This is a genomic window from Streptococcus sanguinis (assembly GCF_013343115.1).
Taxonomy (GTDB): domain Bacteria; phylum Bacillota; class Bacilli; order Lactobacillales; family Streptococcaceae; genus Streptococcus; species Streptococcus sanguinis_H.
Genome location: NZ_CP054570.1, coordinates 525,162 through 550,730, shown reverse-complemented (window position 1 = coordinate 550,730; position 25,569 = coordinate 525,162). Strand labels below are relative to the sequence as shown.

Annotated in this window: 23 protein-coding genes and 1 tRNA gene; 1 reads left to right on the top strand and 23 read right to left on the bottom strand. The window is 42.0% G+C overall.

Annotated features, from left to right (window positions below; translation table 11 throughout):
- Nucleotides 1–89: 89 nt before the first annotated feature.
- From FOC72_RS02735 to FOC72_RS02625, 23 genes are all read right to left on the bottom strand, one after another.
- Nucleotides 90–911 (bottom strand): PrsW family glutamic-type intramembrane protease, encoded by an 822-nt coding sequence (locus FOC72_RS02735; RefSeq protein WP_002894889.1) that lies wholly within the window; start codon nucleotides 909–911, stop codon nucleotides 90–92.
- On the bottom strand, nucleotides 904–2,568 hold the full coding sequence (locus tag FOC72_RS02730; protein ID WP_002894887.1) for a C69 family dipeptidase: 1,665 nt from the start codon (nucleotides 2,566–2,568) through the stop codon (nucleotides 904–906). The genes FOC72_RS02735 and FOC72_RS02730 overlap by 8 nt, the downstream gene beginning before the upstream one ends.
- Before the next feature lie 401 nt (nucleotides 2,569–2,969).
- Nucleotides 2,970–4,985, bottom strand: a complete 2,016-nt coding sequence (locus tag FOC72_RS02725; RefSeq protein WP_002894885.1) for a M13-type metalloendopeptidase — start codon at nucleotides 4,983–4,985, stop codon at nucleotides 2,970–2,972.
- A gap of 477 nt (nucleotides 4,986–5,462) precedes the next feature.
- On the bottom strand, nucleotides 5,463–6,326 hold the full coding sequence (gene tehB / locus FOC72_RS02720; RefSeq protein ID WP_032914096.1) for an SAM-dependent methyltransferase TehB: 864 nt from the start codon (nucleotides 6,324–6,326) through the stop codon (nucleotides 5,463–5,465).
- Between the two features lie 194 nt (nucleotides 6,327–6,520).
- Nucleotides 6,521–6,988 (bottom strand): SsrA-binding protein SmpB, encoded by a 468-nt coding sequence (gene smpB, locus FOC72_RS02715; protein WP_002894882.1) that lies wholly within the window; start codon nucleotides 6,986–6,988, stop codon nucleotides 6,521–6,523.
- A complete protein-coding gene (gene rnr, locus FOC72_RS02710) occupies nucleotides 6,951–9,299 on the bottom strand; it encodes a ribonuclease R (RefSeq protein WP_002894879.1) in 2,349 nt (782 codons plus the stop codon). The genes smpB and rnr overlap by 38 nt, the downstream gene beginning before the upstream one ends.
- 89 nt (nucleotides 9,300–9,388) lie before the next feature.
- Nucleotides 9,389–9,622, bottom strand: a complete 234-nt coding sequence (gene secG / locus FOC72_RS02705; RefSeq protein WP_002894878.1) for a preprotein translocase subunit SecG — start codon at nucleotides 9,620–9,622, stop codon at nucleotides 9,389–9,391.
- 42 nt (nucleotides 9,623–9,664) lie between these two features.
- Complete coding sequence (gene rpmG / locus FOC72_RS02700; RefSeq protein ID WP_072074309.1) at nucleotides 9,665–9,814, bottom strand: 50S ribosomal protein L33; 150 nt, start codon at nucleotides 9,812–9,814, stop codon at nucleotides 9,665–9,667.
- The gene (locus FOC72_RS02695) at nucleotides 9,814–11,016 is read right to left on the bottom strand and encodes a multidrug efflux MFS transporter (RefSeq protein ID WP_302479834.1); all 1,203 of its coding nucleotides are present in this window, start codon (nucleotides 11,014–11,016) and stop codon (nucleotides 9,814–9,816) included. The genes rpmG and FOC72_RS02695 overlap by 1 nt, the downstream gene beginning before the upstream one ends.
- Nucleotides 11,017–11,019: 3 nt before the next feature.
- Complete coding sequence (gene coaE / locus FOC72_RS02690; RefSeq protein WP_002894876.1) at nucleotides 11,020–11,616, bottom strand: dephospho-CoA kinase; 597 nt, start codon at nucleotides 11,614–11,616, stop codon at nucleotides 11,020–11,022.
- 5 nt (nucleotides 11,617–11,621) lie between these two features.
- Nucleotides 11,622–12,446 carry a DNA-formamidopyrimidine glycosylase gene (gene mutM / locus FOC72_RS02685; protein ID WP_002894875.1) on the bottom strand — a complete coding sequence of 275 codons (825 nt, stop codon included), beginning with the start codon at nucleotides 12,444–12,446 and terminating at the stop codon, nucleotides 11,622–11,624.
- A 25-nt stretch (nucleotides 12,447–12,471) separates the two neighbouring features.
- Nucleotides 12,472–12,621, bottom strand: a complete 150-nt coding sequence (locus FOC72_RS02680) for a helix-turn-helix domain-containing protein (protein ID WP_097677706.1) — start codon at nucleotides 12,619–12,621, stop codon at nucleotides 12,472–12,474.
- A 2-nt stretch (nucleotides 12,622–12,623) separates the two neighbouring features.
- Entirely contained in the window at nucleotides 12,624–15,581 is a 2,958-nt protein-coding gene (locus FOC72_RS02675; protein WP_002894874.1) for a type I restriction endonuclease subunit R, read from the bottom strand.
- Between the two features lie 9 nt (nucleotides 15,582–15,590).
- Nucleotides 15,591–16,496, bottom strand: a complete 906-nt coding sequence (locus tag FOC72_RS02670; protein WP_002894873.1) for a Fic family protein — start codon at nucleotides 16,494–16,496, stop codon at nucleotides 15,591–15,593.
- 174 nt (nucleotides 16,497–16,670) lie between these two features.
- The gene (locus tag FOC72_RS02665) at nucleotides 16,671–17,150 is read right to left on the bottom strand and encodes a hypothetical protein (protein ID WP_002894872.1); all 480 of its coding nucleotides are present in this window, start codon (nucleotides 17,148–17,150) and stop codon (nucleotides 16,671–16,673) included.
- Nucleotides 17,140–17,985: a DUF6731 family protein gene (locus tag FOC72_RS02660; RefSeq protein WP_002894871.1), complete on the bottom strand. Its 846-nt coding sequence runs from the start codon at nucleotides 17,983–17,985 to the stop codon at nucleotides 17,140–17,142. The genes FOC72_RS02665 and FOC72_RS02660 overlap by 11 nt, the downstream gene beginning before the upstream one ends.
- Nucleotides 17,986–19,287 carry a restriction endonuclease subunit S gene (locus tag FOC72_RS02655; RefSeq protein ID WP_002894870.1) on the bottom strand — a complete coding sequence of 434 codons (1,302 nt, stop codon included), beginning with the start codon at nucleotides 19,285–19,287 and terminating at the stop codon, nucleotides 17,986–17,988.
- Complete coding sequence (locus FOC72_RS02650) at nucleotides 19,280–21,388, bottom strand: type I restriction-modification system subunit M (RefSeq protein WP_002894868.1); 2,109 nt, start codon at nucleotides 21,386–21,388, stop codon at nucleotides 19,280–19,282. The genes FOC72_RS02655 and FOC72_RS02650 overlap by 8 nt, the downstream gene beginning before the upstream one ends.
- A 150-nt stretch (nucleotides 21,389–21,538) precedes the next feature.
- On the bottom strand, nucleotides 21,539–22,438 hold the full coding sequence (gene era / locus FOC72_RS02645; RefSeq protein ID WP_002894867.1) for a GTPase Era: 900 nt from the start codon (nucleotides 22,436–22,438) through the stop codon (nucleotides 21,539–21,541).
- 65 nt (nucleotides 22,439–22,503) lie between these two features.
- Nucleotides 22,504–22,902 (bottom strand): diacylglycerol kinase family protein, encoded by a 399-nt coding sequence (locus tag FOC72_RS02640; protein WP_002894866.1) that lies wholly within the window; start codon nucleotides 22,900–22,902, stop codon nucleotides 22,504–22,506.
- Nucleotides 22,883–23,380: an rRNA maturation RNase YbeY gene (gene ybeY, locus FOC72_RS02635; protein WP_002894864.1), complete on the bottom strand. Its 498-nt coding sequence runs from the start codon at nucleotides 23,378–23,380 to the stop codon at nucleotides 22,883–22,885. The genes FOC72_RS02640 and ybeY overlap by 20 nt, the downstream gene beginning before the upstream one ends.
- Nucleotides 23,381–23,606: 226 nt before the next feature.
- A tRNA-Thr gene (locus FOC72_RS02630) sits at nucleotides 23,607–23,679 on the bottom strand.
- Between the two features lie 48 nt (nucleotides 23,680–23,727).
- Nucleotides 23,728–24,297 carry a GNAT family N-acetyltransferase gene (locus FOC72_RS02625; protein WP_002894863.1) on the bottom strand — a complete coding sequence of 190 codons (570 nt, stop codon included), beginning with the start codon at nucleotides 24,295–24,297 and terminating at the stop codon, nucleotides 23,728–23,730.
- A gap of 129 nt (nucleotides 24,298–24,426) precedes the next feature.
- Between FOC72_RS02625 and ald the strand changes: the two genes are divergently transcribed.
- Complete coding sequence (gene ald, locus FOC72_RS02620) at nucleotides 24,427–25,539, top strand: alanine dehydrogenase (protein WP_002894862.1); 1,113 nt, start codon at nucleotides 24,427–24,429, stop codon at nucleotides 25,537–25,539.
- Nucleotides 25,540–25,569: the final 30 nt, after the last annotated feature.

Sequence of the window (25,569 nt, the reverse complement as noted above, 5' to 3'; positions counted from 1 at the left end):
AAAATTAAATACTATATTCAGTATAGCCTTTTACTTCAGGTTTTGCAAGCGATTTCAAGCTCTTGTTTGATATATTCCCTGAAAATTATTTAAATTTCTAAATCTGTCTTTTTCTCCTTCAAAACCAGTCGGTAGACTTCTATAAAGGTAGCAACGAGAAAGGCAAATAAGAAACCGACAACGATGTTAATCCGATGCTCTGTTTCGAAGAAAGGAGAGTTCCAAATAAAGTGATTGGCAACGGTTGACACGACGCACCAGAGACCAAAGAGACGGTATTTCTTGTAAGCCGTGGAAAAGAGAAGATAAACCCCAACAGTCACCACTGCTGTATAGAGAGTATGCGAAGCCAATCCGCCAGCAATTCTGCCAACTGCTTCTAAGGAACCACTATATTGTCCTCCGAAAGTCACTCTGGATACATAGCCAATATCCTCTATGACTTGAAAGCCAAAACCCGAACTCAGTCCAGCGATTAAGACAGACTGAATATCCTTGCGTCCCAAAATGTAGAGAGCGGCAAAGGCTGTCAGAGACTTGAAAAATTCCTCTGCAAAAGGAGCTGTCAGTGCATTTGTCCAATCATTGAAAACAGCAGGATCCTTGATAAAGTTAGAGTTAATAATATCAATCAAACTATTGCCCGCAAAGCTTAGCCAGCCAGAGATAAAGGCACCTCCAAAGAGGGCTGTTGCTAGAACAATCATCTCAACCGATAACTTCTTGGCAAGTTTTTTAATCAAGAAATAGAAAGGCAGGAAAAAGGCAGCTAAAACAGCTAAGTTCAGAACCAAGTCGCGGCCAGCTTCTAAGGTGACATCCTTCTCCGCCATGTCTCCAAGCTCAAACTGCAAGCCAATACCAGCTAGGACTAAGTAGATATAGAGAGCAATTCTTCTTGTTTTATTCATGACTGTCTGCTCCTTTTCTATTTTTTCCTTTGACAAGATAAATCGCTATTCCAATGACAGTCAGCACAAAGATGACTCCTGCAATAGCAATATCGTAGTCAAAATCTTCCAGACGAATTGTCTCCTCTGTGTCAGAGCCCTCCAACTCCTCAATCTCTTCTAAAGCACTTGTACCATATTCCGCCACGACCTTATCTTCAGCAATCTTTTGGATTTCCTTGAGGCGCTTAAAGACTGAATCCGCTCGCTCCATAGAATCTTTTGTTGCTTTCAGACTGGCTTGTTCTGGCTGTTCAGACAGACTAATCTGCTCGCTGTCATGAGCAGGCTGTTCCTCCATCCATTGGCTTTCCATACGCTCAATTTCACTGCGAATAGAGCCATCTTCAAATAGTTCTGGATATTTTGCAACCAAATCATTGATTCGGCTAACAGTCCAATACCAGGAATTCTCATTATAGGCTGTACTCATTTCTTGATAAGGCTGAGAGGTATTGCTGATATTGCCATAGTAAGGAAGGTAAGGTGCATTGCGCGGACTTCCCATAGCTAGCCAGAGAATCCCTCCTCCAGTAGAGGCAGGTAAATTCTCCTTGAGCTGGAAAATATGGGCCTCCATGACATTTGGATTGGAAATAGGATATTTATAAACCGGGTCTGCTTTGGTTTTATCTGGAATCCCTTTTCCGTCTAGCTCCATCTGATCTTGCGGTTTGAAGTCTGTTCCTTCCAAGCGATTGCGCTGCAAGTTCATCGCATCACGCAGACTAAGCTTGTCGCTGGTTGAGTGCATGAGTTCAAAGTATTCATCATCATATTGCACATCTGCATTGGGATCCAGCGCCTTGATACCAGACCAAACCCGAGAGCGGTCAGCCTCTGCCAGCGGCGGATTATAAGATTGGGCTACATGGAAGCTGCCATTGATTTCCTTATAGGTGCCAGCATCCTGGGCTATTTTTTCCAGATCAGCTGATAAGATGGTGTTTTCAGTATCATTTTTATCTACACTGCCTAGGAAAAATGTATTAGGAAAAACAGCGTATTTGTCATCCGGAAACTTGATGGCAGCGTATTGGTGGCCAGAAAGGATTTCCATATACCATACACCCGTCTTGTCAGCAATCGTCACGATATTGCCTTCGGCTGCACCTTTTTCTCTGACAATTTTAGATAAGAGCTCCACTCCCTCTTTAGCTGTTTTCACATGAGGCAAGACTACAGAAGTTAAAGCTGATTCAGCGATACCGTCCTTAACGTAAGGGTCTACTTTTTGAATATCATCATTAGCACTGGCCGAGACTGTCGCAGATATAGAAACGCCTTCCTCATTAAAACCGGCCTCATCGAAAACTCCCTGCTCTGGTGTCACATCCGGTACCACCGTATACTTGTAGCTAACAGCTGGCAAATCAAAGCTAAAGCCATTGGTTTCATCTACAAATTTATCACCAGCCTTGTTATACTTGCGCTCCCGTACCACAAAATTCTTGTTGTGGTTGGGCTCCAGGTCCTCTGTTCGACCATAGAGAGTCGAACCATCCGTCGTCAAATCCTTGCCGATAATAAATCCGGTACAGGCTGAGACAGCCTGAAAAGGGAAGAGTGTAAGAAGCATCAAGGCTGGAATAGCCCAACTGAAAAATTTCTTTTTCATCAGTTTCTCCTTTGTATATTAATTGATAAAATATTTATCGCATATTTAGTATACTATTCTCTTACCACGGTTGCAAGCGTTTCCAAAACCTCTTCTGCTAGCTAAAATGAATAAATTCCCCTAGGAAAAAATTACTCTAGCTGTATACCTAGCAGCCCCTCCAAGCCTCTTGTATAAATTTCCATAGATGTATATCAAGCTGTATAAAAATTTTTTTGTAAAAGAAAAAAGCCAGATAAAATCTGACTTTAAAGATACGTGGCTGCGGAGGCACAACCCGCAGCCGCGCAAGTGTCGCAGGAAAGAATGGATTGGAAAAAAGAACGAACTTCTCTCCTATTACCAAACTGGTTGTGCTTCATAGCTTAGATTATTTTACCGTCTTCTCTAGACAAGCAATCTTACCATACGCTGACCCGCTTATCTGGAGCCAGATACATGGCATCACCTTCTTTGATTTCTGGATAGGTTTCATAGAAGGCCTCTACATTTTTGAGTTGCTGGTTGACCCGCAGCTCGGACGGAGCATGGACATCTACCTTCAGGAGAAGTTGGTTAAATTGCAGACTGGCCTTGCTTCTCCAGATATTGGCATAGTTTTCAAAGTAATTCTTCAAGTCTGCATCTGGATATTTCTTTTTCACAACTTCGAGAGTAGCTGAAAGCCCACCTGCATCGGCTACATTTTCTGTTACCGTAAGCTTGCCGTTGACCTTGCCGCCGTAGATTTCAATACCATCCCACTGCTTAGTAACAGCTTCAATTTTCTTGTCAAAAGCTTTCTTATCTGCTTCTGTCCACCAATTGTTCAAATTCCCCTCTTCATCAAAGTTTGCACCGTTTGAGTCAAAGGCGTGAGTAATCTCGTGACCAATAACCATACCGATACCGCCATAGTTCTTTTCCATCTCTTGCTTAACATCAAAGAATGGATTCTGCAGGATTGCGGCTGGAAAGTTGATACTGTTATTTTCCTGTGAGTAGTAAGCGTTGATATCATAGGAAGGCATCACCCACTCGTCCTTGTCTACTGGCTCAGAGAAGTGCTCAACATCATATTGATGTTTTGCTTGACTCAAAGCAATTGCATTCTCAAAGAAGGATTTTTTATCGTCTACTTTCAAGGCCTTAGTCGCTTCGCGAACTTTTTCAGGATAGCCGATATAGAGTTTCATAGTATCCAGCTTCTTGACTGCCTTCTGTTTGGTTTCTTCTGATAGCCATTCGTTTTTCAGCATACGTTCCCGATAGACTTCCTTGATATCCTTGACCATTTGGGTCACTTCTTGCTTGGCTTCCTCACCAAAATATTTGCGACCATAGTAAAGACTAAAGACATCTGAAAAAGTTCCTGTTGTCAGATTGTATGCTGCATCTTCTTTTGAAGTTGCTTCCTTAGTACCTTGCAAGGATTTTTGGTACTCTGCAAAAATCAGCCGATAGTCATCGGTTAGAAAACTAGATGCTGATGCTGCCTGCTTCACAAGCATCCAAGATTTGAGCTTGCCAAAGTTCTTGTCATTAACTACCTTGGCAAAATTTTCATAATACTTAGGGTTAGGTACATTGACATCACCAGATTCCTGGCCTAGATAGGCATTGATAATATCGTGAAACTTAAAGGTATCAGAGTAGGCATTGATGTCTTCTGCCGTCTTAGGATGGTGAAGATTTTTAATTTCCGAAGTTTCTTCATTGCTTTGGGCATATTTGGCCAGTTCTCCATCAAATTCTAAGGCTTCTTTGACAATCTTTTCGCTGTTTTTTTCACTGTAGCCCAGCTTTTGCATGGCTTCTTTGAATGCTTTTTCCAGCGGATCCATCATCCTTTTCTTAGCACCTTCATCTTCATAGTAGCTCTTATCCGGCAGCATAAGACTTGGACTGGACAGATTCACTTGTTTCTGATTGGTATTTTCTAGGTTAGAACTAATTTCAAGGGTAAACGGCAGTGCTAGACCACGCTTTTCCCAGTCAACAGCCTTACTGGCTAGGTCCTTCAAATCGGACAAGTCTTCAATTTCCTTGAGATAGGGCTTGAGAGGGGCTAGGCCATCCTTTTCCCGCTGCTTGAAGTCAGTCGCTTGCTGATAGTATTTGATAAACTCAGGCATGCCTTCAATCGTTGACTCTTCTTTACCAGAGACTAGATTTTTGACATCCGCCTTCATCTTATCCTTGACCTGCTCGTTCAGTTCATAAAACACACCGTTAGACGGCTGGTCGCTAGGGATCTCTGCCTTTTCCAGCCATTTCTTATTGATGGCCTGATAGTAATTGGTCCTCACTGTGGCATTCTTATCGATCGGTGTCTCCTGAGGGACAAAGGTCTTATAAGCCCAGTAGCCACCGGCAGCCAAGATTAGGCCGGTCACAGTCAACGTAGAAGTTAGAATAATTTTCGTTCTTTTCTTCATGAGTTCCTCCTTTTATCTTAAGTAAAATATAATTGACTTTTTTATTTTACTCATTTACTTTAACATATTCTTTTTTCCTCGTCAACAGAAAACTGAAGGTCTGGAAAAAATTGCCGCAAGAGGAGAGAATAAGGTCGTTCAGTCTGCTTTTAAAAGTGATCTGCTCTAGACTCACACTTAAAGAAAAACTAAAGTTTCTATCAGCTGTCCTGTTGCTTCCAGCTCTTTTCTCTCCTCCTTACACTTTCTAGTATAGCCTCCAAACTTCAGATATTTCTCAAGAAATTCTAAAATATTTCTAAAGTTTTTTACTAAAATAAAAAGACTGAGACAAAAATATCTCAGTCTAGCTTTATTATGTTCAAAAAATATTGTGGCTGAGACAATTTAAATTGCCTCCCAGACATTTTAAACCTGAACCTCAAAATAAGTGAGCAAAGCTAAATTTTAAAAAATCAACTTCTGTCCCACTGTCTTCTACTGAACCTTTTTAGCCAGCATAGTCGCAAAGCGCAGCTGAATTCGATTGCCATTTTCATCACGTCGGTGGAGGTGACCAGGATTTTCATTGTACTTAACCAGCTCCCAATCCTTGTAATACTCGGCAAGCTCGCCTTCCTTAAAAGTAAAAGGAAAGGGAACAGAGCATGGGAAGTCTTCTGTATCCATAGCACAGACGATGAGATTATAGCCGCCAAGCGCTGTGTGCTCTTGCATATTTCGGATAATATCTGGAATCCGCTCCGCCTGCAGGAACATAAGGACAACAGTGGAAACGATCAAATCATAAGTCTGGGTCAAACTAGCTGAGTTGATATCGTAGCTACCCACTGGCAGATCTAAATCCTCCTGCTCCACAATGCTCCGTAAGATCTCCAGTGCCAGCTCATTCTGATCTACAGCCGTCACTTCAAAGCCCTGCTTGGCTAGAAAGAGAGCATTGCGACCTTGACCACAGCCTAGGTCTAACGCCCGCCCTGGCCGGACTGTCTGCATAGCTTCCAAAACCTCTGAGTGCACTGGATTACTGCCGTATTTCTTTGGGAAATAATCCTCAGGCCGACAGTAAAACTCCAAATACCACTCTAGGTCATCAGTCAGGGCTTCAACCCGATGCCAAGCTTGGGGTTGGGCAAAAGGATTGTCCTGACCAGCCTCAAAGATGTGCTCAGCCAGCTCCTCACCCTCCTCTGACATCTCAACAAACTTAAGGCGTCCCTTGAGAACAGTGATTTTACCCCAAGTTCCCTCTTTGGTATTGTGCTTTCTCTTTACCGCCTCTGGCATGGTCTCAGCCGTCCACAGCGGCATGCGTTTATAAGCTAGCAATTCTTCTGTCATAAAAAATCCTTTCTCTAAAAGCAAAGCTACGAATAATCTAACTGTCTTTATCATACTCGAAAAGCACAGACTTTACAAGTGGAAAAGTGGTCAGAAGTTTTCTGTTTAGTAAATTTGACAATAAACAATTTAAGATAACTACTGTAGATGAGAATCACTAATATAAAACTAAAAAAGACCGGTCACCCGATCTTTCATCTTGTATTAAAGTTCTTCATTTGTCTTGCAATGTCGCGGTTTTGCTCGCGGCGTTTGATGGACTCGCGCTTGTCATAGTCGTGTTTCCCTTTGGCTAAGCCCAGTAGCAGCTTGGCATAGCCGTCCTTGAGATAGACCTTGAGCGGCACCAGCGTCATCCCAGTTCCCTTGGTCTCCTGCTCCAGCTTTTGGATCTGCTTCTTATGCAGCAGCAGCTTTCTGCGACGCTCAGGCTCTTGATTCCAGATATTGCCCTCTTCATAAGGCGCGATATGCACATTGCTGAGCCAGGCCTCACCGTTCTTGATCTGGGCAAAGCCATCTTTGAGATTGATACGGGCTGCGCGGACGCTTTTGATTTCCGTCCCCGTCAGCACCATGCCAGCCTCTATGGTGTCTACGATGGTGTAGTCGTGTCTGGCCTTTTTATTTTGCGCGACGACCTTTCCTTCTCCCTTTGCCATGCTTGGCTCCTTTCTTGACTAGTTCCTTGTAAAATGCCTTCTGGCTCTTACCTTTCTTGGACTTCTTATCTTTCTTATCTCTATAGCCTTTTTCTTTGGAAGGATGGCTGCGCTTGTCATCCTCACGGCGTCTCTTTCTGCCCGACTTACCTCTGCCAGTCTTACTGGTCTTTTCTACCAGGTCAAATTCACTGGGCAGGTATTCAAAGTCAATCTCTCCCGTAGCCTTATCCGCTCGAACCAGCTTGATGCGAATCTGCTGACCGACCTTGAAGATCACGCCGGACTTTTCTGCTTGTAGGGTCATCGTCCGCTCATTGTAGCTGTAAAACTCTGGCAGGTTGGTGACATGAATCAAGCCTTCGACCGTATTAGGCAACTCGACAAAGAGTCCAAACTTAACCACGCTTGAAACCACACCGTCAAACTCTTCTCCGACAAATTCTTCCATGAATTCAGCCTTCTTCATGGCTTCGACTTCTCGCTCAGCCTCGATAGCCCGACGCTCCCGACTGGAAGACTGGCTAGCAATATCTGGAATCACTTGCTCAAAGTGCTCTGCTATTTCTTTAGACTTGCCATAATCCCGTACCATCCGGTGAACCAGAAGGTCTGGATAGCGGCGAATCGGACTGGTGAAATGCGTATAAAACTCCGCTGCCAGACCATAGTGGCCGTGATTGTGCTCAGAGTAGCGAGCCTGCTGCATGGAGCGCAGAAGCATCATAGACAGGACATCCTCATAAGGCTGGTCTTTGACCGATTCCATAATATCCTGCAGAGCCTGCTGACTCATAGAGCTAGCCGTCCCGTATATCCGAATCCCAAAGCTAGAGGCGTAGTCGATAAACTTCTGCACCTTCTCCGCCTTAGGCTCCTCGTGAATCCGATAAATAAAGGGGAGATTCAGCTTAGCAAAATTCTCAGCCACTGTTTCATTGGCCACCAGCATAAAGGACTCAATCATGCGCTCGGCAATTCCACGCTGACGCAGGACAATGTCCACTGGGCGTCCTTCTTTGTTGACCATGATTTTGGCTTCATTGGTATCAAAGTTGAGCGCACCGCGTTTAAAGCGCATGTTTTCCAGAATCTCATGCAGCTGGACCATGCTGTCAATGCTAGGTACAATGGCCTTGAACTGCTCAGCTTTTTCCTGATCTCCTGCGATGATGTCGTTGACATCGCTGTAGGTCATGCGGAAGGTTGTCTTGATGACAGTCTGGGTGATAGTATGCTTGACCACGCGCCCCTTGGCATCTATCTCCATGATCGCCGACTGGGTCAGCCGGTCCACATTGGGATTGAGGGAGCAGATACCGTTGGACAGGCGCTCTGGTAACATAGGCACCACGCGGTCAGTCACATAGACAGAGGTCGCCCGATTGAGGGCTTCCTTGTCCAGCTCAGAGCCTTCCTTGACATAGTAGGACACATCTGCGATATGGACACCAAGTTCAAAGTTGCCATTTTTCAGACGCTTGATATGGACCGCATCGTCCAAGTCCTTGGCATCCGCCCCATCTATGGTAAAGGTAATCTCATCGCGCAGATCCAAACGCTCTTTCAAATCACTCTCAGTCGGTGCATCTGGAATTCGCTCGGCCTCTTCCAAGACCTTTTCTGGAAATTCGGAGACAATATCCATCGACTCCAGCACCTCCAGCACATCAATACCTGGATCGTTGACATGGCCGACCACATCGACCAGACTGGCCACAAAGAAATCGTGTTTCTTGGTAGGATATTTGTCAATAGCAACCTTGAGTACTTCTGTGCCATCCAGAACCAAGGCTGGTTTTTTGACATAAATAGGCTGGCTGACTTTCTGATTTTTCGAGCGAATATAGCCCGCATACTTGGGCTTTTCCTCATCCAGAACCAGCTGGCCAACTGCCGACGTCAGGCTGTGCTCCAAAATATCGATAATCTTAGCCTCAGCTGACGTTCCCTTGATCCGGTCTGCCACCTTGGTGATGACTACTTCCACCGTATCGCCATCAATGGCATGATTGACATCATTACGGCCGACAAAGAGGTCATCCTCTTCCTCATTCAAGGTAACAAAGCCAAAGCCATTCTTGTGGGCATGAAAAACACCCTTGAGTGTCAGACGCTCCTGCTTTTTCTTCTCATAAAGCTCAATCCGCCCCTTGTCATCAAAGCGAATCTGATGCTTTCTTTCCATCTGGGAAATGGTCTTGACCAAGCTACTAAAATCTTTGGAAGACTCTTTCCCCAAAGCAGCCGCCAGCTCATCTACGCTAGCCTGCTGCCTGTCTTTTAAATATTCAATGATTTCTGATTTCATATTCCTCTTCTCTTGATGAGCGTTTTCTTCATCCTTGCTAAATCTCTTTAAAACTTAAAAAATAGGCCGAGACGAAGTCAGAGCCCATTTTATTTACTAGATAATACTGCTAATACCAATGCAATCAGTAGCCAGAAGAAAATCATGATTCCCGTCATACGCTGCATCACAGCTTCAAAACCACGTGCCTTAGGACGTTCAAACAAGTCGTTGGCACTGGCATCAAAGACGTTGCTGGACTGATTTTTGGTTGGTTGCATGAAAATTGCAATGACAATAATAGCTGATAAAATGACTAAAATGGTTAATAATAGGTTGTACATAAATAAAAACTCCTTAAAATCCTATCTATTTTATCATAAAATCTACTTGGATTCAAGATGTAAAGTAACTTTTCTTTCCTTAGGACAATACTTTAAGACCTCAATTTTTTCCGGATGCGTTTTAGTATTTTTGCTGGTCAGATAATTCTGACTGCCGCAGCTGGAACATTTTAAATTTATTTTAACGCGCACTAGATATCCTTCTTTTTAAATAAATTTCGAAAACTAAAGAGATTAGCCAACATACTGACGGCGACCAGCCCTGCTGTTGCATAAAAGACTGAATGATAGCCATAGGCTGCCGCAATGAACGATCCAGACATAGGGCCGACCACTCCACCCAGATAAAAGAAAATCTGATTATAGCTGAAAATCCTAGAGATTCCAAACTTGGGTGTTATCTTACTTAGCAGAGCATTAACACCTGGTATCAGCGCCCCTGTTCCTAGGCCAAATAAAAAGCGATAAAAGCCCAGCTGCATAGGGGAGCCAGCATTGGCACAGAGCAGATAAATCAGGATTGAATAGAACTGAGCCAGCACTAGAAGCCTATGATTGCCGATACGGTCTCCTAACCGCCCCAGAATGCTGGAGCTCATCATGCTGGAAAGTCCCATGCTAGAAACGATGAGACCCGAAACAAAGATCAGATTGTCCTTTTGCCCCAGTTCTCTGACATAGAGGGCAAGGATGGGGCTGATAGATTGAGCTGCAAACTGGATAACAAAGCTGGTCAGAAAGAGATTAATCAACATCTTAGGATACCTGAGTTGGCGCAGCAATTCCCTAAAGCCTACCTCTTCTTGTCGGGTCACTGGCACAAAATCCTCCCGAATCAAATAAAAGGTCATCAAGGCTGCCACTAGAAAGAAGCCGCCAATCAGGAGAAAGACATTGCGAATACCGAACATCTCCGCAATCAGACCGCCAATAAATGGCCCCATAAGATTACCCGCAACGACACCGGTCGAGAGAGTTCCCAGTGCATAACCAGTTTTTTCCTTGGGAGCCTGACTGGCAATCAGAGCTGTACTATTGGGAACATAACCAGCAAAGACACCGTTTAGAAAGCGCAGGAGCAAAAGCCAGAAAATATTGGGTACAAAGGCAATGCCGCCCATCGTGAAAACCATGGCAGTAGCTGCACGTATCATCATAGGCTTACGGCCATAGCGATCAGCCAGACTTCCCCATACAGGAGAGAGCAGTGCCGCTGAGATTGCAGAGAGGGAAATCCCTAGCCCAGCGTAATACTCTACCTCATGACCACTAGCCCCAAGCTGCTCCACAAAAAGTGGCATAAAAGGCGTCACCAGAGAAATGCTGACACCTGTCAGAAAATTCCCAAACCAAGCGATTTTCAGGTTATGTTTCCAGTTTACTTGTGACGTGATAAATCATCCTCTTTCTAATTTCTGCAAAGCATCGAGAAGTTGCTGTCGAGTTTCCTCAAGCGAGCCATTATTATCTATCAGCACGTCCGCCCTCTTTCGTTTTTCTCGGAGAGATAGCTGAGCTGCTATGCGTTTTTCTGCCTCTTCCTGACTGAGAGCATTTCGAGACATAAGACGACTGAGCTGAGTTTCCACCGTCACATCCACCAGCCAGATCTGGTCAAACCAATCTTCATATTGTAGCTCAAACAGCAAGGGAAGATCCATAAAAAAGATGTCTTCCGTCTCTGCCAGCAAATCTCGCCTGCCAGCCAGATCCTCGCGGATAATCTGATTTTGTATTTGACTGGACTGCGCCAAGAGTTCGGGATTCCCAAAAATCATAGCTCCCAGCTTAGGCCGGTCCAAGCGCCCATCTTCCTGTAAAATAGCTGGGCCAAAAGTAGATAAAAGAGCTTGATAAAGCCGTCCCCCCGGCTCTTGCAGCTCATGCACTACCTGATCCGCATCGATGACCTGATAACCCTGCTGCCTCAAAAACTCTGTCACTGTTGACTTACCCGAGGCAATACCACCAGTAATACCGATAATTCTTGCCATGACAGCTACCTCGCTTTCTGGCAGTGAGGGCAGAGATGTGTACCTCGTCCGCCCAGCTTAATTTTCTCAATCGGGCTGCCGCATCTAGCACAAGGTTGACCAGTCTTTCCATAGACCTGCAGAAAATCCTGCATAGTGCCATCCTCACCCAAAGCATTGCGGTAGGTCCGAATGGTCGATCCTCTCTTTTCAATCCCAAGCTGCAAAACTTCTATAATCTGCTCACGTAGACGCTTCACTTCAGTAGGCTTCAGACTATCTGCTGGCCTTGCCGGATAAATTCGCGCACGCCAAAGGGCCTCATCTACATAGATATTACCCAGACCAACGACCAAGGTCTGCTCTAGCAAATAGGGTTTGATGAGCTTCTTGGAACGACTCAAAGCTGCGGCAAAAGGCGACAAAAGAAAGTCCACCTCTGTCGGCTCAGGACCAAGCTTTCTGGCAGTAAAATAAGTCTCCAGCTGGTCCTTTCTCAAGAGCTCCATGGTCCCAAACTTGCGAACATCCTCATAAACAAGCGTCCCACCATCCGTCATCTGGAAAAAAACATGGGCATGCTTGCGCTCAGGCACCGCATCAGGATAAAAAAGATACTTGCCTTCCATTCGCAGATGGGAAATCAGCACTCCACCCGTCAGGTGAAAAAGCAAATACTTGCCCCGACGACCAATCTTTTCAATGGTCTGACCTGGTAAGTCGTGGACAAAGCTATCCACTCCCGTACCAATCATCTTGGCATAGCGGACCTGCACCTGCCCAATCGTCTTGCCAACAACCAGACGCTCCAAACCGCACCGAACCGTTTCCACTTCAGGTAATTCAGGCATAAAGCTCCTTTCTATCTTCTATTTATTAGTCAGAAATATACTCTAAAATATCAGCAGGCTGACAATCCAGTGTTTCGCAGATAGCCAGCAAGGTCGCAAAGCGAGTACCTTTAGCCTTACCTGTTTTTAGAATGGACAAATTTGCTTGTGTAATTTTTGTTATTCCTAATAGAATTTTTAATCACTACTCTTTTTAAAACTTTGGTAAACATCATCAATAAAAATCTTTGCAATACGCTTTTTGAAATCTTCATTACTCAATAGCACTCCAAAGAAATCTTGATTTTGGGTGTAACCATCAGTTAAAGCTTTATCAATTTCATCCTCAAATGAAAATTCGAAATCTTCGCGAGAGTTTACTAAAGCTGATTGCTTCAATTTAGGATTCTTCTTCATCAATTCCCTAATTGAGACTGCCCCGCTAACAGCAATTTGATCATCAATATCTAAATCAAGCTGCTCATTAATTTCTTCAATGATTTCAGACAATTTTTTCTCTTGTTCTTCAGAAACATTTGATAAATTCGGCTTATTTAGTGTCACCGAATAATTTCCCTCTAACTCTGCCACAGTGTAAAAACCGGTTTGTTTGTGTTTCATATAATCTACAACAATCTTATCAGCAATAGTGAAATCATTCCCTCCCAATCGGACATCAATCATTTTCACAAGACCTTGCAGATAATTGTATCGTTCATGAAGCAATTCATTTTGATAAGCTGTAGCCTGAATCAAGAAGGTATACATCCGTAAAAATCCACGAATAACTTTACGGATATTTACTTGTTCTTTTTCATCAAAACGCTGCACTCGTGCATACCCGTTTGACAGTAGAGCGAGCATCTTTTGTTTATCGCGGCTGGAACGTTTCTCTTGATATAAGAATTGATTATAGGCATGAACATCATCATTATCTACTATTCCATAACTTTCAATTTTAGCATCTAAATCAAATACATCGCTCGGAGTAATCGTTTCAGTCAAAATTGTTTCTCGGTAGTAGGGAGCAAAAGCTCTATTAATATCCTCATAGGTATTTTTAAAATCAAGAATAAAAGTCTTTTTGTGATAGCCTTTTACAATACGATTCAAACGAGATAAAGTCTGTACTGCTGCTACATCACGCAACTTTTTATCTACATACATAGCCAATAATTTAGGCTGGTCAAAGCCCGTTTGATATTTATTTGCAACGATTAGCACTTGATAATCATCAGTATCAAACTTACTTTTGAGCTTATCTTCACTAAAGCCATTCATAGAAGATTCGCTAAATTCAGCTCCATCAAGGCTCAACCTTCCTGAAAAAGCGACGGCCGCTCCGATACTAGTAATATGATGCTCTTTTAAATATTTCTTAAAAGCTTGTTGGTATTTGACAGCTGCCTCACGTCCTGAAGTTACAATCATTGCCTTTCCATGTCCACCTAAATCAGCCATGATGTCATGAGTAATAAAATGGTCCATGATAATTTCGACCTTTTGATGAATATTTTCATCAGATAGCTCCACAAATTTAGCAATTTTCCGCTTTGCCACTGTCGTTTTGAGTTCAGGATCCTCTTCGACCGCCTTATTTAGCTTGTAGTATGTTTTATAAGTGGTGTAGTTATTGAGAACATCTAAAATAAAACCTTCCTCAATAGCCTGCTTCATACTGTACAAGTCAAAAGGAACCTTTGAACCATCTGGTCTAGTAGAGCCAAACAACTGCAATGTAGTAGCTTTAGGTGTCGCTGTAAATGCAATAATAGAAATATTATCTTGTTTCCCTGTACGGGCAATTTCCTGTTCAATAGCATCGCCGACAGACACTTCTTGTGGCTCATCCATTGTGCCGTTCTCTATATCCGTTTCAGTCAATACCTGACTGACTGCACTCATATAGGAGCCAGTCGTAGAACTATGCGCCTCATCAATCAAAACGGCAAATTTCTTTTCTGCTGTTACACCCGCAGACATCCAGTTTGATTTATTTATTTGTGCAAACTTATGGATAGTGGTCGCAACAATTTTTGTATTCCCAGCAAGTGCATCTGCTAAGTCGCTAGAAGTAGCCTTATCATCCATAACCTTAATCACACCAGGCTGATGCTCAATAGAACGAATAGCATCTTGAAGTTGACGGTCAACAACGATACGGTCAGTAACAACCAAAACTGTATCAACGATATTTTGATTTTCTTCATCATGAAGACTAACTAAGCTGTGTGCCAACCAAGCAATCGTATTTGTTTTACCCGACCCCGCAGAATGCTGAATCAGATAGTTTCTATCAGTATGGTTGACTCGCATATCTTCTAAAATACGATTAACTGCTCGTCTCTGCTGATAACGCGGAAAAATGATATCCTTTTTATCAGGCGTTAAAAAGATAAAACGTTCAATCAACTGTAGGATACTTTCTTTCTTCAGCAAATCTCTCCATAGATATTCTGTTTCTGGCCCCTGATTATTCTGGGGATTCCCTGCTCCTTGGTCAATCCCTTCACCCTTTCCTTTATTAAAAGGCAAGAAGTAGGTATCTGATCCCTTAAGCTGAGTTGTCATATAGACTTCCATCCAGTCAACCGCAAAACTAACTAATACTCCTGCATTAAATCGGAAAAGACGATTTTTAACATCACGTCCTTTTAACTGATTAATAGCATCCTGGACAGATTGGCCACTTGAATTTAGTTTCAACTCAATAGCAAACAAGGCTAAGCCATTAAGAAAGATGACTAAGTCAATACGTTCTTGGTCCTTATAGACCACTTCTTCCATTACTGTCAAGCGATTTAAATTATACTGATGACTAGCCTTTTCATTAAAGTCTGTTGCTGGTCTGCGGTACATAAGACGAAGTTTTTTATTCTCAATATACACTCCATCTTTTAAGGCAAATAGAAGACCACCTTTGATAATTTCTTGATTAATCAAATTGAGAATAGTCTCTCTATCAAAACGCTTCAAGAGTTTTTCGACAGTTGCTTCTTGGGTTGACATCAGAAATTCCCATAAAATATCTATATCCATAGCCAACCTTTGATTATAAGCAGACTGAGCACGCTGAATATAGCCATTATACTGAATGAGATCTTTTAAAATCCATTGCTGAAAATCATAACGCTCAGTAATATTTAAATTTGCCATCTGCTCTCCTTATCCTTCATCAGCAAGAGATAAAATCTCCAAATACATATCCAATCTTTCATTGATATATTTGGCAAATAAATCCTCCATTGCAGATAAACTTCCTTTTGAATGAAAGTCATCAAATGCTTGGTAATAAGCTAATCTGTCCATAAATTTTATATCAATTGGTGGATAGCCTGCCTTCATCAACTCCAAATTCACCAAGAGCCTACCTGTTCGGCCATTGCCGTCAATAAACGGATGGATACTCTCAAAGGCAATATGAAACTGAGCTAGTTTGGTCACCATATTTTCCTGACTTGCAGCATAGTCCATTAGGATCTTCTCCATCAATGGAGCAATCATATACGGCTGAGCCGGTTCATTGGCTGCTCCCATGATGCGCACCGGGACTCTCCGATAAATGCCTCGGTCATTTTTTTTATCCGCTAATACTAGATAATGAATATCCTTTATCATCTGTTCTGACAAAGGCTGGTTCTCCTCAACAAGCCTTTGAACATACTGAAAAGCCTCCTGATGACCGATTGCCTCCATATGATCTTTTAAAGGCTTTTGGTCAATAGTCAATCCACGCAGGACCAAATCTGTCTCACGCAAGGTCAGAGTATTGCCCTCAATGGCATTTGAATTATAAGTATATTCGACTGTGAACTCTTCATTCAGCCGCTCCAGCTCTCCATCCGTCAAAGGGCGAAGTTTTGATAACTTCATCATCTTTTCATCAATCAAAGGCAAGAGGCTCTCTGCTTTTTTATAGCGACCATCCGCTGGTTTTCTGGCATCTGAGGGAATTCTCCACAAACGCCCTTCTTGGACAGCACCCGGAATCTTTCCCTGACTGCACAGAGACCGAACTCGACGATCAGAAATCCCCCAGAGATCAGCTGCCTGCCTCACTGTCATATACATGAGCACTCCTCACTTTCTCCCTCTATTATACCATAGTTCGGAACAATATGAGGAATAACGGAACAATATTTGCGGATTAACGGAAGGATAATAAACGGAAATAATATGTAGGCCATACACATTAGTCTTATAAAACTCACTATTCCCAATTATGTCCCCATTACTTACAAATATCTAATTAGTCTTTCTTTTTTCCTTTTCACTATCTAAACTTAAACATAGAATCTTTCTAAAAGTTAATACTAAACTACATAGCGATAAAATGAAATACAATAAACTTCCGATAAAGATGCTCATACCCACATGTACAATATTTGCTGAGTTATTTTGTTCAAGAGATATAAAAATAGAAGGAAAAATTAATAATAGTACTGATAAAATCGACAGATCAAAAAGTTGTTTCATTATTAGCAAGTCTAAATTCAGAGTTTTTAGTTTTTTGATAAATGGATTGTCCGGTAAAAATGAAGTAATACTAAATGAAGCTATAAGTACACCTGATGTAAAAATAAGGACATTTTGAATAGATGATAGAAAATCTGCATAATTCTGAAAAACGGACAATTTGATTGGACATATCAAAAAATACAAAGCTACTAACAAAGAAAGGAAAAAAAATATTTTTTTCTCATGTTTTCTAATTTTAGTAATCATTCAAATACTCTTCCCTTACTTTATAAGCTCTTTCAAGTTTATCATAAAAGACATTGTTATCAACTTCATCTAGATAATATTTTTCATAATAGTTTAACTTATGAGTTACTAAATCAATTATCTCTGAGTCACCATAAACAGACATAGTTCGGATCTTCATATTCTGGTTATCTTTATACGAACACAATTCGTCTATAGCGCGTTTAATTCTATTTTTATTTAAACTAGCTCCCTTTATTCTCATTTCCATACTTTGTGCCGACATCTCTTTAGCAAATTCAACACCACTATTAATATCTTTTACTTGCTCTGAGAATAACGATAAATTTTCTGGAATAGCAATTGAAAAAACAACGTCATGGATATGTCGCATGTTATTTAGATTTTCAATAGCATTTTTATCCTTTATAATATTAAATTCGAATTCTCTATAATCAATACCAACCTTTAAGGCTATGAATTTTCTTAATTCTTCTATTGTAGTTTGAGATTTACCGCGTTTCTGAACTAAAATGCTATTGTTGAAATCATATAAAAATTGAGCGTCATTAGCTATTCCTTCGGTATCTTCTTTTTCTACTATATCTCTATTTTGAGTCTGAATATCATCTATCTGAATATCTTGATTCAAATCAACTTTTGCAATAGTAAATAATAAATAAGTATCCGTTTTTCGAATATCGCTACGTAAATAATAAGATAGATTTCCAATAGATTCTGTACTAAGTGGTGTCATTGGATTAATCTCAGCAAAAAAAGCATTAATCTTTGAAACGGCATTTTCTTTAGAAACAACTTTATAAAACAGACACTTGAATTCGCGTTCTACAACCATCTACACTCTCCTTTTCCCTGTCACATAATCATAAATAAGAGTTTGTCGTTGTTTGTTAATATTTTTAATTTGCTCGTTCTTGATTTGAATAAGTTTATCTATTTGAACTGTTTTCTTATCAAGAAAATCAACAACTTGTTCTTGTTCTTCATTTTTAGGCTGAGGAATGCTCCAATTTTTTATTAAATTTTGACTGATATTTGGTTGAGTCCCACCTTGTGCAGAAAAAATCAAATTACTCTTACTTGCTTCTATAGCATATTTCCCAAAGCTAACTTTTTCAGAGGATCCCAACATTGCGACAACTGCTTGATTAACACAAGCATCAATGTAACTAACAGCCACATTGCCAACTGAAGCACCGTACATTGCTAAAGCAACAAAAGGTTGTTGATATATTTTTAATGCCGAAGTAGATTTAAAACCTTGATAACTAATAGTTTTACTTACACTCGTCACCGTATCAGTTTGATATAAATCTCCAGATTGAATCCAATTTATATCACCATCATAGAATATTTCATTATCGCTTTTAGGAGTAGAGCCACTACCAATTTCATCAAAGATATATTTGATAGCTTTTACTCCCCATCCTTCAGGTACATGTCCAATCCAGTCGATTCCTGAATCTTTCAGTGGGACTGTTTTATCCAGTCCTTTTGTGACGGTCTCATAAATCAAGCTAGAGCGGTAGTCTTTGAGTTTTTGAATCTGCTCCTCCAGTAGACTTTTAACCTTATCCAACTGAGCAGTTTTCTTATCTAAGTATCTAGATATAGAATTTTGCTCATTTATGTTGGGTAGTGCAAAAATAAATTCTCCCATTTTTTCTTGAGACAATGAATCCATAGTACTACCTATCGAAACTTTTTGAAAATAATTTTTAAATTCTAGAGAGCTTAAAACGTAATAGAGAAAGTGATTTTCATATCTATTAAACAAAGGTCTAAGTACAAGTAAATGACTATTTAACGACGCACTATCTGGCAATTCATCAATAAGTGCTAATTTCCCAACAGTTCCATCTTTTGTAACTAGTAAGTCTCCCTGCTTTAACTGAATTTCTGGAGCTTGTTCATATCTCTTTTGTGATATATGATATGCTGTATCCCAGTTGACTCGACCATTTTTAAAATCGGTTCCTGTAACTAAATACGGTCCCTCATCAATAAATTCATCAGCTTTTAATCCTTGCCAGCCGATTCTCCCCTTCATATAAGTAAAAAATTTAACTTTAATTACTTCCCACTCCTCTGGTATCTGCCCAATCCAGTCAATGCCACTCTCTTTCATCCTAGTCATGTTTGAGCTCCTCCAAGAGGTTTTGTAGTTCTTCTTCAAGCTCGTAGAACTCTGCCAAGAGCTTATCTGCACTTTCTGGGGCTTGGTACTGGTAGAAATACCTAGTAAAAGGAATTTCAGCTCCATAGCCCTTTCCCTCATCAAACCAATAGTGGGCGTCTGGTACATGTGGATAGACTTCACGCGCAAAGTAGTCTTCAACATTCTCTGTCAGTTTGACGATTTCACTATCCTTGGTGGTCTTATCATAGACAATACCATCTGCTATCTCGCCAAACTTGTCCTTCTTGGTCGTTGTGACAATTTCTGCTGTCTTATCCATCTCGCTCATAGCAAGCGCAATAGCATTGACATTAGCTGGTGTCACCTTCACCTCAGATAATAGCTCTCTGATTACCTGACTAAATTCCTCAAAATTAGGGTAGCTGTCATCAGTGATTCCAAGCCGGAGAGCATTTAATAACTGCTCCTGCTTAGTTTTCCCCGCTGCTAAGTCTTGTAATTTCTTCTCATCATTGGCTGTGCGAGGCTCCATTTCAAGCAGTTCCTGATATTGGTATTCATCATAAAGCTTTGCTACAAATGGGACACTTTTAACCTTTTCGATGGTATCTTCAGTAATTCTGCCTCGACGTTGCAGAGGCTGCATAACGATATACTCTTTATAAAGAAATTCTTTGTTATCAAATATTTTCACATGATCGTTTTCTTCAAAATTATGGTACCACTGGATAATCTGCCGGATATTGTCCTCAGAAAGTTCACGACGCTTTTGTCCCAGAGACTTTCTCAATGGTACAAACTCTTCGGTCGCATCGATAAACTGTACCTTATTCCGACGCTTAGGAGCTTTATTTTTATTGTAGATCCAAATATAGATGCCAATTCCTGTATTGTAGAAAAACTGACCAGGGAGTGCGATGATAGCTTCTAGCAAGTCATTCTCTAAGATATAACGCCTAATCTGACTTTCTCCAGATGTTGTTCCACCTGAAAAAAGCGGAGACCCGTTAGAAATAATAGCTGCACGTCCATTCTTTTCTAGTTTAGCCAAGCCATGCAAGTGGAAAAGCAGCTGAGCATCACCTGTTGCCGGAGTATTGACAAACCGACCTTGTCTGCCATCGGTTGCCTCAAAGAGTTCTTGATCTTTTTTGACAGCCTGTTCTACACCATCATCTGCGTCCTTTCCTCCCCAAGACTGGCCAAAGGGAGGATTGGCAATGACAAAATTCATCTTTTTGTCCGCAAAGGGATCACCATCTTTAAGAGTATCTGTCTTCACAAAGTAGTCAGAATTTTCCTGCCGAATCAGCATATCTGCCCTTCCGATACCATAAGTTTCTGAGAGATATTCCTGACCAAAGAGAAGAACATTCACTTCAGAATTCAAACGGCGAATATAACTTTTGGCTGTAGCCAGCATGCCTCCTGTACCAGCAGCCATGTCTAGAATTTTTACTATTCTCTTATCTACAAACAGTTCCTCATCTGCTTCAACGAGCAGTAAGTTGACCATCAAAGCAATGACCTCCCGAGGTGTATAGTGAGATCCTGCTTCCTCATTTTCGGAGAAACGGCGAATGATGTCTTCAAACATATAGCCCATTCGCATAGAATCCACTGTACTCGGGGATAGATCAATTTTGGAGAATTTCTTAATGACAGTGAATAGGCGTCCTGTCTGTGCCAAGGTATGGACCTGCTCCTTAAACTTAAGGTTTTCAATAATGTCCTTTACTCGTTTGGAATAACCATCTAAATAAGCGAGAAAGTTTTCTTCGATTGCATCAGGATCATTTTGCAAATTTTCAAGAGTAAAAGGGCTTGTATTATAGTATTTATATCCTGATATATCTTCAAGAATCTGTTCCGGTGTTTTTTTGTCTTTCTTGTAGGCTGCAATCACTTGATCCTTGGTTGGCAGTAGAGCTGCTTCCAATCTAGCTAATACAAACATGGGAATAATCACATCACGATATTTATCTGCGCGATAGGCTCCTCGAAGTGTATTCGCAATAGACCAAACTGTGTTGACATCGCTAGAAATATTAACATCATTTTTCTGAAAAAGAGGAAGTTGTGATTTTAATTTTGACATATATATACTCTATTTCCAATTCTTATTTTAGTATCTTTCTGGTGAAAAAAATGTAGACCATCTCTCGTTTGTAGTAAAAAGAGATAACAAAATGTTATGCTCTCTTTCACTGCTATTTCAAACATAATTTTTCAAAGCTTGCTTAGAACCTCAATACTCCTTCTTATTATAGCCAAAGTCCGCCAAGTCCAGCTTCTTGTCCCGCCAGTTTTTCTTGACTTTGACCCAGGTTTCTAGGAAGACCTTGTCCCCCAGCATGAGCTCAATATCGCGCCGAGCCATGGATCCGATTTTCTTCAGCATGGAACCGCCTTTGCCGATGATAATGCCTTTTTGGCTGTCGCGCTCCACCATTATGGTCGCTCGGATATGGACCTTGTCCGTTTCCTCGTCTCGCTTCATGCTGTCAACAACCACCGCGACTGAGTGGGGAATTTCCTCCCGTGTCAACATCAACACTTTCTCCCGAATCATCTCTGACACCAGAAAGCGCTCCGGATGGTCGGTAATCTGGTCTTCTGGGAAATACTGGAAGCCTTCCTCCAGATTCTCACTGAGAATATCAATAAGATGGGACACATTATTGCCCTGCAGGGCTGAAATCGGCACGATTTCTTTGAAGTCCATCTGCTGACGGAAATCATCAATTTGCGCTAAAAGCTGATCCGGATGGACTTTATCAATCTTATTAACTACCAAAATAACTGGTACTTTGGCCGCTTTCAGGCGTTCGATAATCATGTCATCGCCCTTGCCACGCGGCTCATCAGCCGGCACCATGAAGAGAACGGTATCCACCTCACGCAGGGTGCTGTAAGCTGCTTCCACCATAAAATCACCTAGAGCCGTCTTGGGCTTGTGGATTCCCGGCGTGTCGATAAAGACAATCTGCTCCTTATCCGTCGTGTAAATCCCCATAATTTTATTGCGAGTGGTCTGAGCCTTGTCGCTCATGATGGCAATCTTCTGCCCCATAACATGATTCAAAAAGGTTGATTTCCCAACATTAGGACGTCCCAAAATAGCTACAAAACCTGATTTAAAAGTCATTATTTTACCTCAATATTTCCATTAAAACAGCAGAAAATCGGCAGTCTCCCCCGATTTTCAAATCTTTAAAAAATCCAATCCCAAATCTTGGGAACAAAAATAATCAGTCCCGTCACAACTGCAAAGCCAGACACGACCAGAACAGCTCCCGCTGCCATATCCTTGGCATTCTTAGCCCGCATAGAAAAGTGGTAATCACTGGCCAGATCTACGACATTTTCAATGGCAGAATTGACAATCTCAAAGGCAATGACTAGAAAAATGCTCAAAAAGAGAAAGAGCCATTCTATCGCGGACAAGTCAAAAATCAGTCCCGCAACTATCACCGCCAGAGCCGAAAGTACATGCTTGCGCAGGTTGCGCTCCTCTTTAAAGGCTGTAAAAATACCGGTTAAAGCAAATTCCAGACTCGAGACCACATCTCGATTTTTCCATTTGCGTTTGTTATTTCCTTGTGAGTCCATAAGCAGTTAAAATTTCTTCCTGTAAACCAAACATTTCTGCTTCTTCTTCCGACGTATAGTGATCATAGCCGTTGATATGCAGAAAACCATGCACTGCCAAAAAGCCCATCTCCCGCTCAAAGCTGTGGCCGTATTCTTCAGCCTGCTCACGTGCCTTGTCCACTGAAATGAACAGCTCGCCGATATAGGCGTCAAAATCTTCCAGCATCTCAACTAGCTCAGGATGGTCCAGCAAATCCTCCTCGTCAACAGCGATGTCCAACTCAGGCTTATACTCCAAGCTAATCACATCCGTCGGCCGATCCGTATCTCTATATTCCAAGTTGAGTTCATGGCTACGCGCATTGCTGACAAAAGTCACAGCCATTTCCTTATTTTCCTTGCCCGTTTTCTGGGCCGCAAACTCCAAAATTTCCTGAGTCTGTTTAAGAATCTCTTCTGAAACCTGACCCGTTTCATCTACCATTTCGATATACATATCTTACCCACTCTGCTAGTATTACCTTATTATATCATATTTTGACTCACTTTAGGGAGCCGAGGGCAGGGTTTTGGAAAATAGCAGAGCAGATTTGTCAACCACTCACCGCAAAGACAAAAGCAGTTCTTTTTTTATTTTGTACCTCCTCAAAACTTTGCTTTTCACTACCAGTTATCATTGACAAAAAGAAAAGGCTGGGAAAACCCAACCTTGTCCTACAAGATGCTAATTGCCGGGATCGAACCGGCGACCTCATCCTTACCATGGATGCGCTCTGCCAACTGAGCTAAATCAGCGTACCTATCTAATATAACATGTAGATAGGTGCTTGTCAATATCCTTTCTCATTTTTTTGCAAAATAATCTTCCCTAGTCAGATAGTAATGCAACCGCGTCACTATGCAGCCTTTCTCATGCTTGTCTAGTGATGCGTAAGGCTCTTCGTGGGAATATTTCATACCAGACTTGACCATAACCCTGCCAGATGCTGGATTATCCACATCATGCAGCGCCACAAGTTTGTGCATCCCGATTTGCTCAAAAGCCAGCTTGATGACTGCGCGATTGGCCTCTGTCGTATAACCCTGATTCCAGTATTTTTTATTGATTACATAGCCGATAGCTGCCGTTTTCAAGTCCAGTCTAATCTTATGCAGGTCAATAGTCCCGATGAATTTGCCGCTCTCCTTTACTTCTATTCCCCAGCGTCCCAGAGGATTAGCCAGATAAAAGAGAGCGATATTATTGCGTGTTTCTTCCAGGCTTTTGTTTGTCTCAAAAGTATAGCGAGTATTTTCCTCATCTGAAGAGTACTCAAACATTGCCGGGGCATCCTCCAAGGTCACCGGACGCAGAATCAGCCGCTCAGTTTCCAGTCTTGCATGACGAGCCAGCTTGACATAAATATTTTCCATCAGGGCCTCCTATTTTTCTTAACAGAATAGCACAATTCACTAATGAAAGCAAACCGCTCCGATTTTTTCTTGATTTTTGAAGCGTTTTCATATACAATAAAAACATCTTAAAAAAGGAGCATATTTTTTATGTTAATCGGTATTCCAAAAGAAATCAAAAACAATGAAAATCGTGTCGCTCTGACACCAGCTGGTGTTCAAAGCCTCGTTGGTAAAGGACATGAAGTGCTGATTGAGACAAATGCTGGGCTGGGATCTGGTTTTACAGATGCAGACTATGAAAAGCAAGGTGCAAAAATCGTTCCTACTGCTGCAGAAGCTTGGGCAGCTGAGCTGGTGGTCAAGGTCAAAGAACCTCTGGCAGCTGAATATGGCTTCCTCCGCGACGACCTCTTGCTCTTTACTTACCTGCACATGGCTGCCGCTCCTGAACTTGCAGATGCTATGACAAGTGCCAAGACGACTGGTCTGGCCTACGAAACTGTCCGCGATCAAGATGGACAACTGCCACTCTTGATACCTATGAGTGAGGTGGCTGGTCGGATGGCGGTCCAAATCGGAGCCCACTTCCTGACTAAGCGTGAAGGCGGATCTGGCGTACTTCTCGGCGGTGTACCGGGCGTTCCAAAAGGAAAAGTTACCATAATTGGTGGCGGTGTCGTAGGTACTCATGCCGCTCGTATTGCTCTAGGACTAGGTGCTCAAGTGACTATTCTGGATATCAGCGCTAAGCGTCTGTCTGTCTTAGAAGATGTCTTCGGCCATCAAATCCAGACCCTCATGTCTAATCCTTTCAATATCGAAGCTAGCGTTCGAGAAGCAGATGTCGTGATTGGTGCCGTCCTCATTCCAGGTGCGAAGGCTCCAAAACTGGTGACAGACGATATGGTTAAGCAAATGCGTCCTGGCTCTGTCATTGTAGACGTAGCCGTTGACCAAGGCGGTGTCATTGAAACAGCCGACCGCGTGACGACCCACACCGAACCTGTCTACGAAAAACATGGCGTCCTCCACTATGCAGTTGCTAATATCCCTGGTGCCGTAGCCCGCACTTCTACCATTGCCCTGACCAATGTCACCCTTCCTTATATTGAAGCCTTGGCAGGAAAAGGCTTCAAACAAGCCATTACAGATGACCAAGGACTGCGCCAAGGTGTAACGACTTACCAAGGTCATATCACCAGCCTGCCAGTTGCAGAAGGCCTCAACAAGAACTACACATCTATTGACGAACTCGTTTAGTTGAAAATTTCGACTTTAAAATCAATCTCA

Bases quoted from the DNA above. Each gene is read 5' to 3' on its own strand.
- FOC72_RS02660 (WP_002894871.1), bottom strand. From the start codon at position 17,985: ATGGTTGTAGAACGCGAATTCAAGTGTCTGTTTTATAAAGTTGTTTCT.
- FOC72_RS02675 (WP_002894874.1), bottom strand. From the start codon at position 15,581: ATGGCAAATTTAAATATTACTGAGCGTTATGATTTTCAGCAATGGATT.
- FOC72_RS02655 (WP_002894870.1), bottom strand. From the start codon at position 19,287: ATGACTAGGATGAAAGAGAGTGGCATTGACTGGATTGGGCAGATACCA.
- smpB (WP_002894882.1), bottom strand. From the start codon at position 6,988: ATGGCAAAGGGAGAAGGAAAGGTCGTCGCGCAAAATAAAAAGGCCAGA.
- FOC72_RS02625 (WP_002894863.1), bottom strand. From the start codon at position 24,297: ATGGAAAATATTTATGTCAAGCTGGCTCGTCATGCAAGACTGGAAACT.
- FOC72_RS02640 (WP_002894866.1), bottom strand. From the start codon at position 22,902: ATGGACTCACAAGGAAATAACAAACGCAAATGGAAAAATCGAGATGTG.
- tehB (WP_032914096.1), bottom strand. From the start codon at position 6,326: ATGACAGAAGAATTGCTAGCTTATAAACGCATGCCGCTGTGGACGGCT.
- FOC72_RS02650 (WP_002894868.1), bottom strand. From the start codon at position 21,388: ATGTCAAAATTAAAATCACAACTTCCTCTTTTTCAGAAAAATGATGTT.
- rnr (WP_002894879.1), bottom strand. From the start codon at position 9,299: ATGAAATCAGAAATCATTGAATATTTAAAAGACAGGCAGCAGGCTAGC.
- coaE (WP_002894876.1), bottom strand. From the start codon at position 11,616: ATGGCAAGAATTATCGGTATTACTGGTGGTATTGCCTCGGGTAAGTCA.
- FOC72_RS02665 (WP_002894872.1), bottom strand. From the start codon at position 17,150: ATGATTACTAAAATTAGAAAACATGAGAAAAAAATATTTTTTTTCCTT.
- FOC72_RS02730 (WP_002894887.1), bottom strand. From the start codon at position 2,568: ATGAAAAAGAAATTTTTCAGTTGGGCTATTCCAGCCTTGATGCTTCTT.
- era (WP_002894867.1), bottom strand. From the start codon at position 22,438: ATGACTTTTAAATCAGGTTTTGTAGCTATTTTGGGACGTCCTAATGTT.
- secG (WP_002894878.1), bottom strand. From the start codon at position 9,622: ATGTACAACCTATTATTAACCATTTTAGTCATTTTATCAGCTATTATT.
- ald (WP_002894862.1), top strand. From the start codon at position 24,427: ATGTTAATCGGTATTCCAAAAGAAATCAAAAACAATGAAAATCGTGTC.
- mutM (WP_002894875.1), bottom strand. From the start codon at position 12,446: ATGCCTGAATTACCTGAAGTGGAAACGGTTCGGTGCGGTTTGGAGCGT.
- ybeY (WP_002894864.1), bottom strand. From the start codon at position 23,380: ATGTATATCGAAATGGTAGATGAAACGGGTCAGGTTTCAGAAGAGATT.
- FOC72_RS02735 (WP_002894889.1), bottom strand. From the start codon at position 911: ATGAATAAAACAAGAAGAATTGCTCTCTATATCTACTTAGTCCTAGCT.
- FOC72_RS02725 (WP_002894885.1), bottom strand. From the start codon at position 4,985: ATGAAGAAAAGAACGAAAATTATTCTAACTTCTACGTTGACTGTGACC.
- FOC72_RS02670 (WP_002894873.1), bottom strand. From the start codon at position 16,496: ATGTATATGACAGTGAGGCAGGCAGCTGATCTCTGGGGGATTTCTGAT.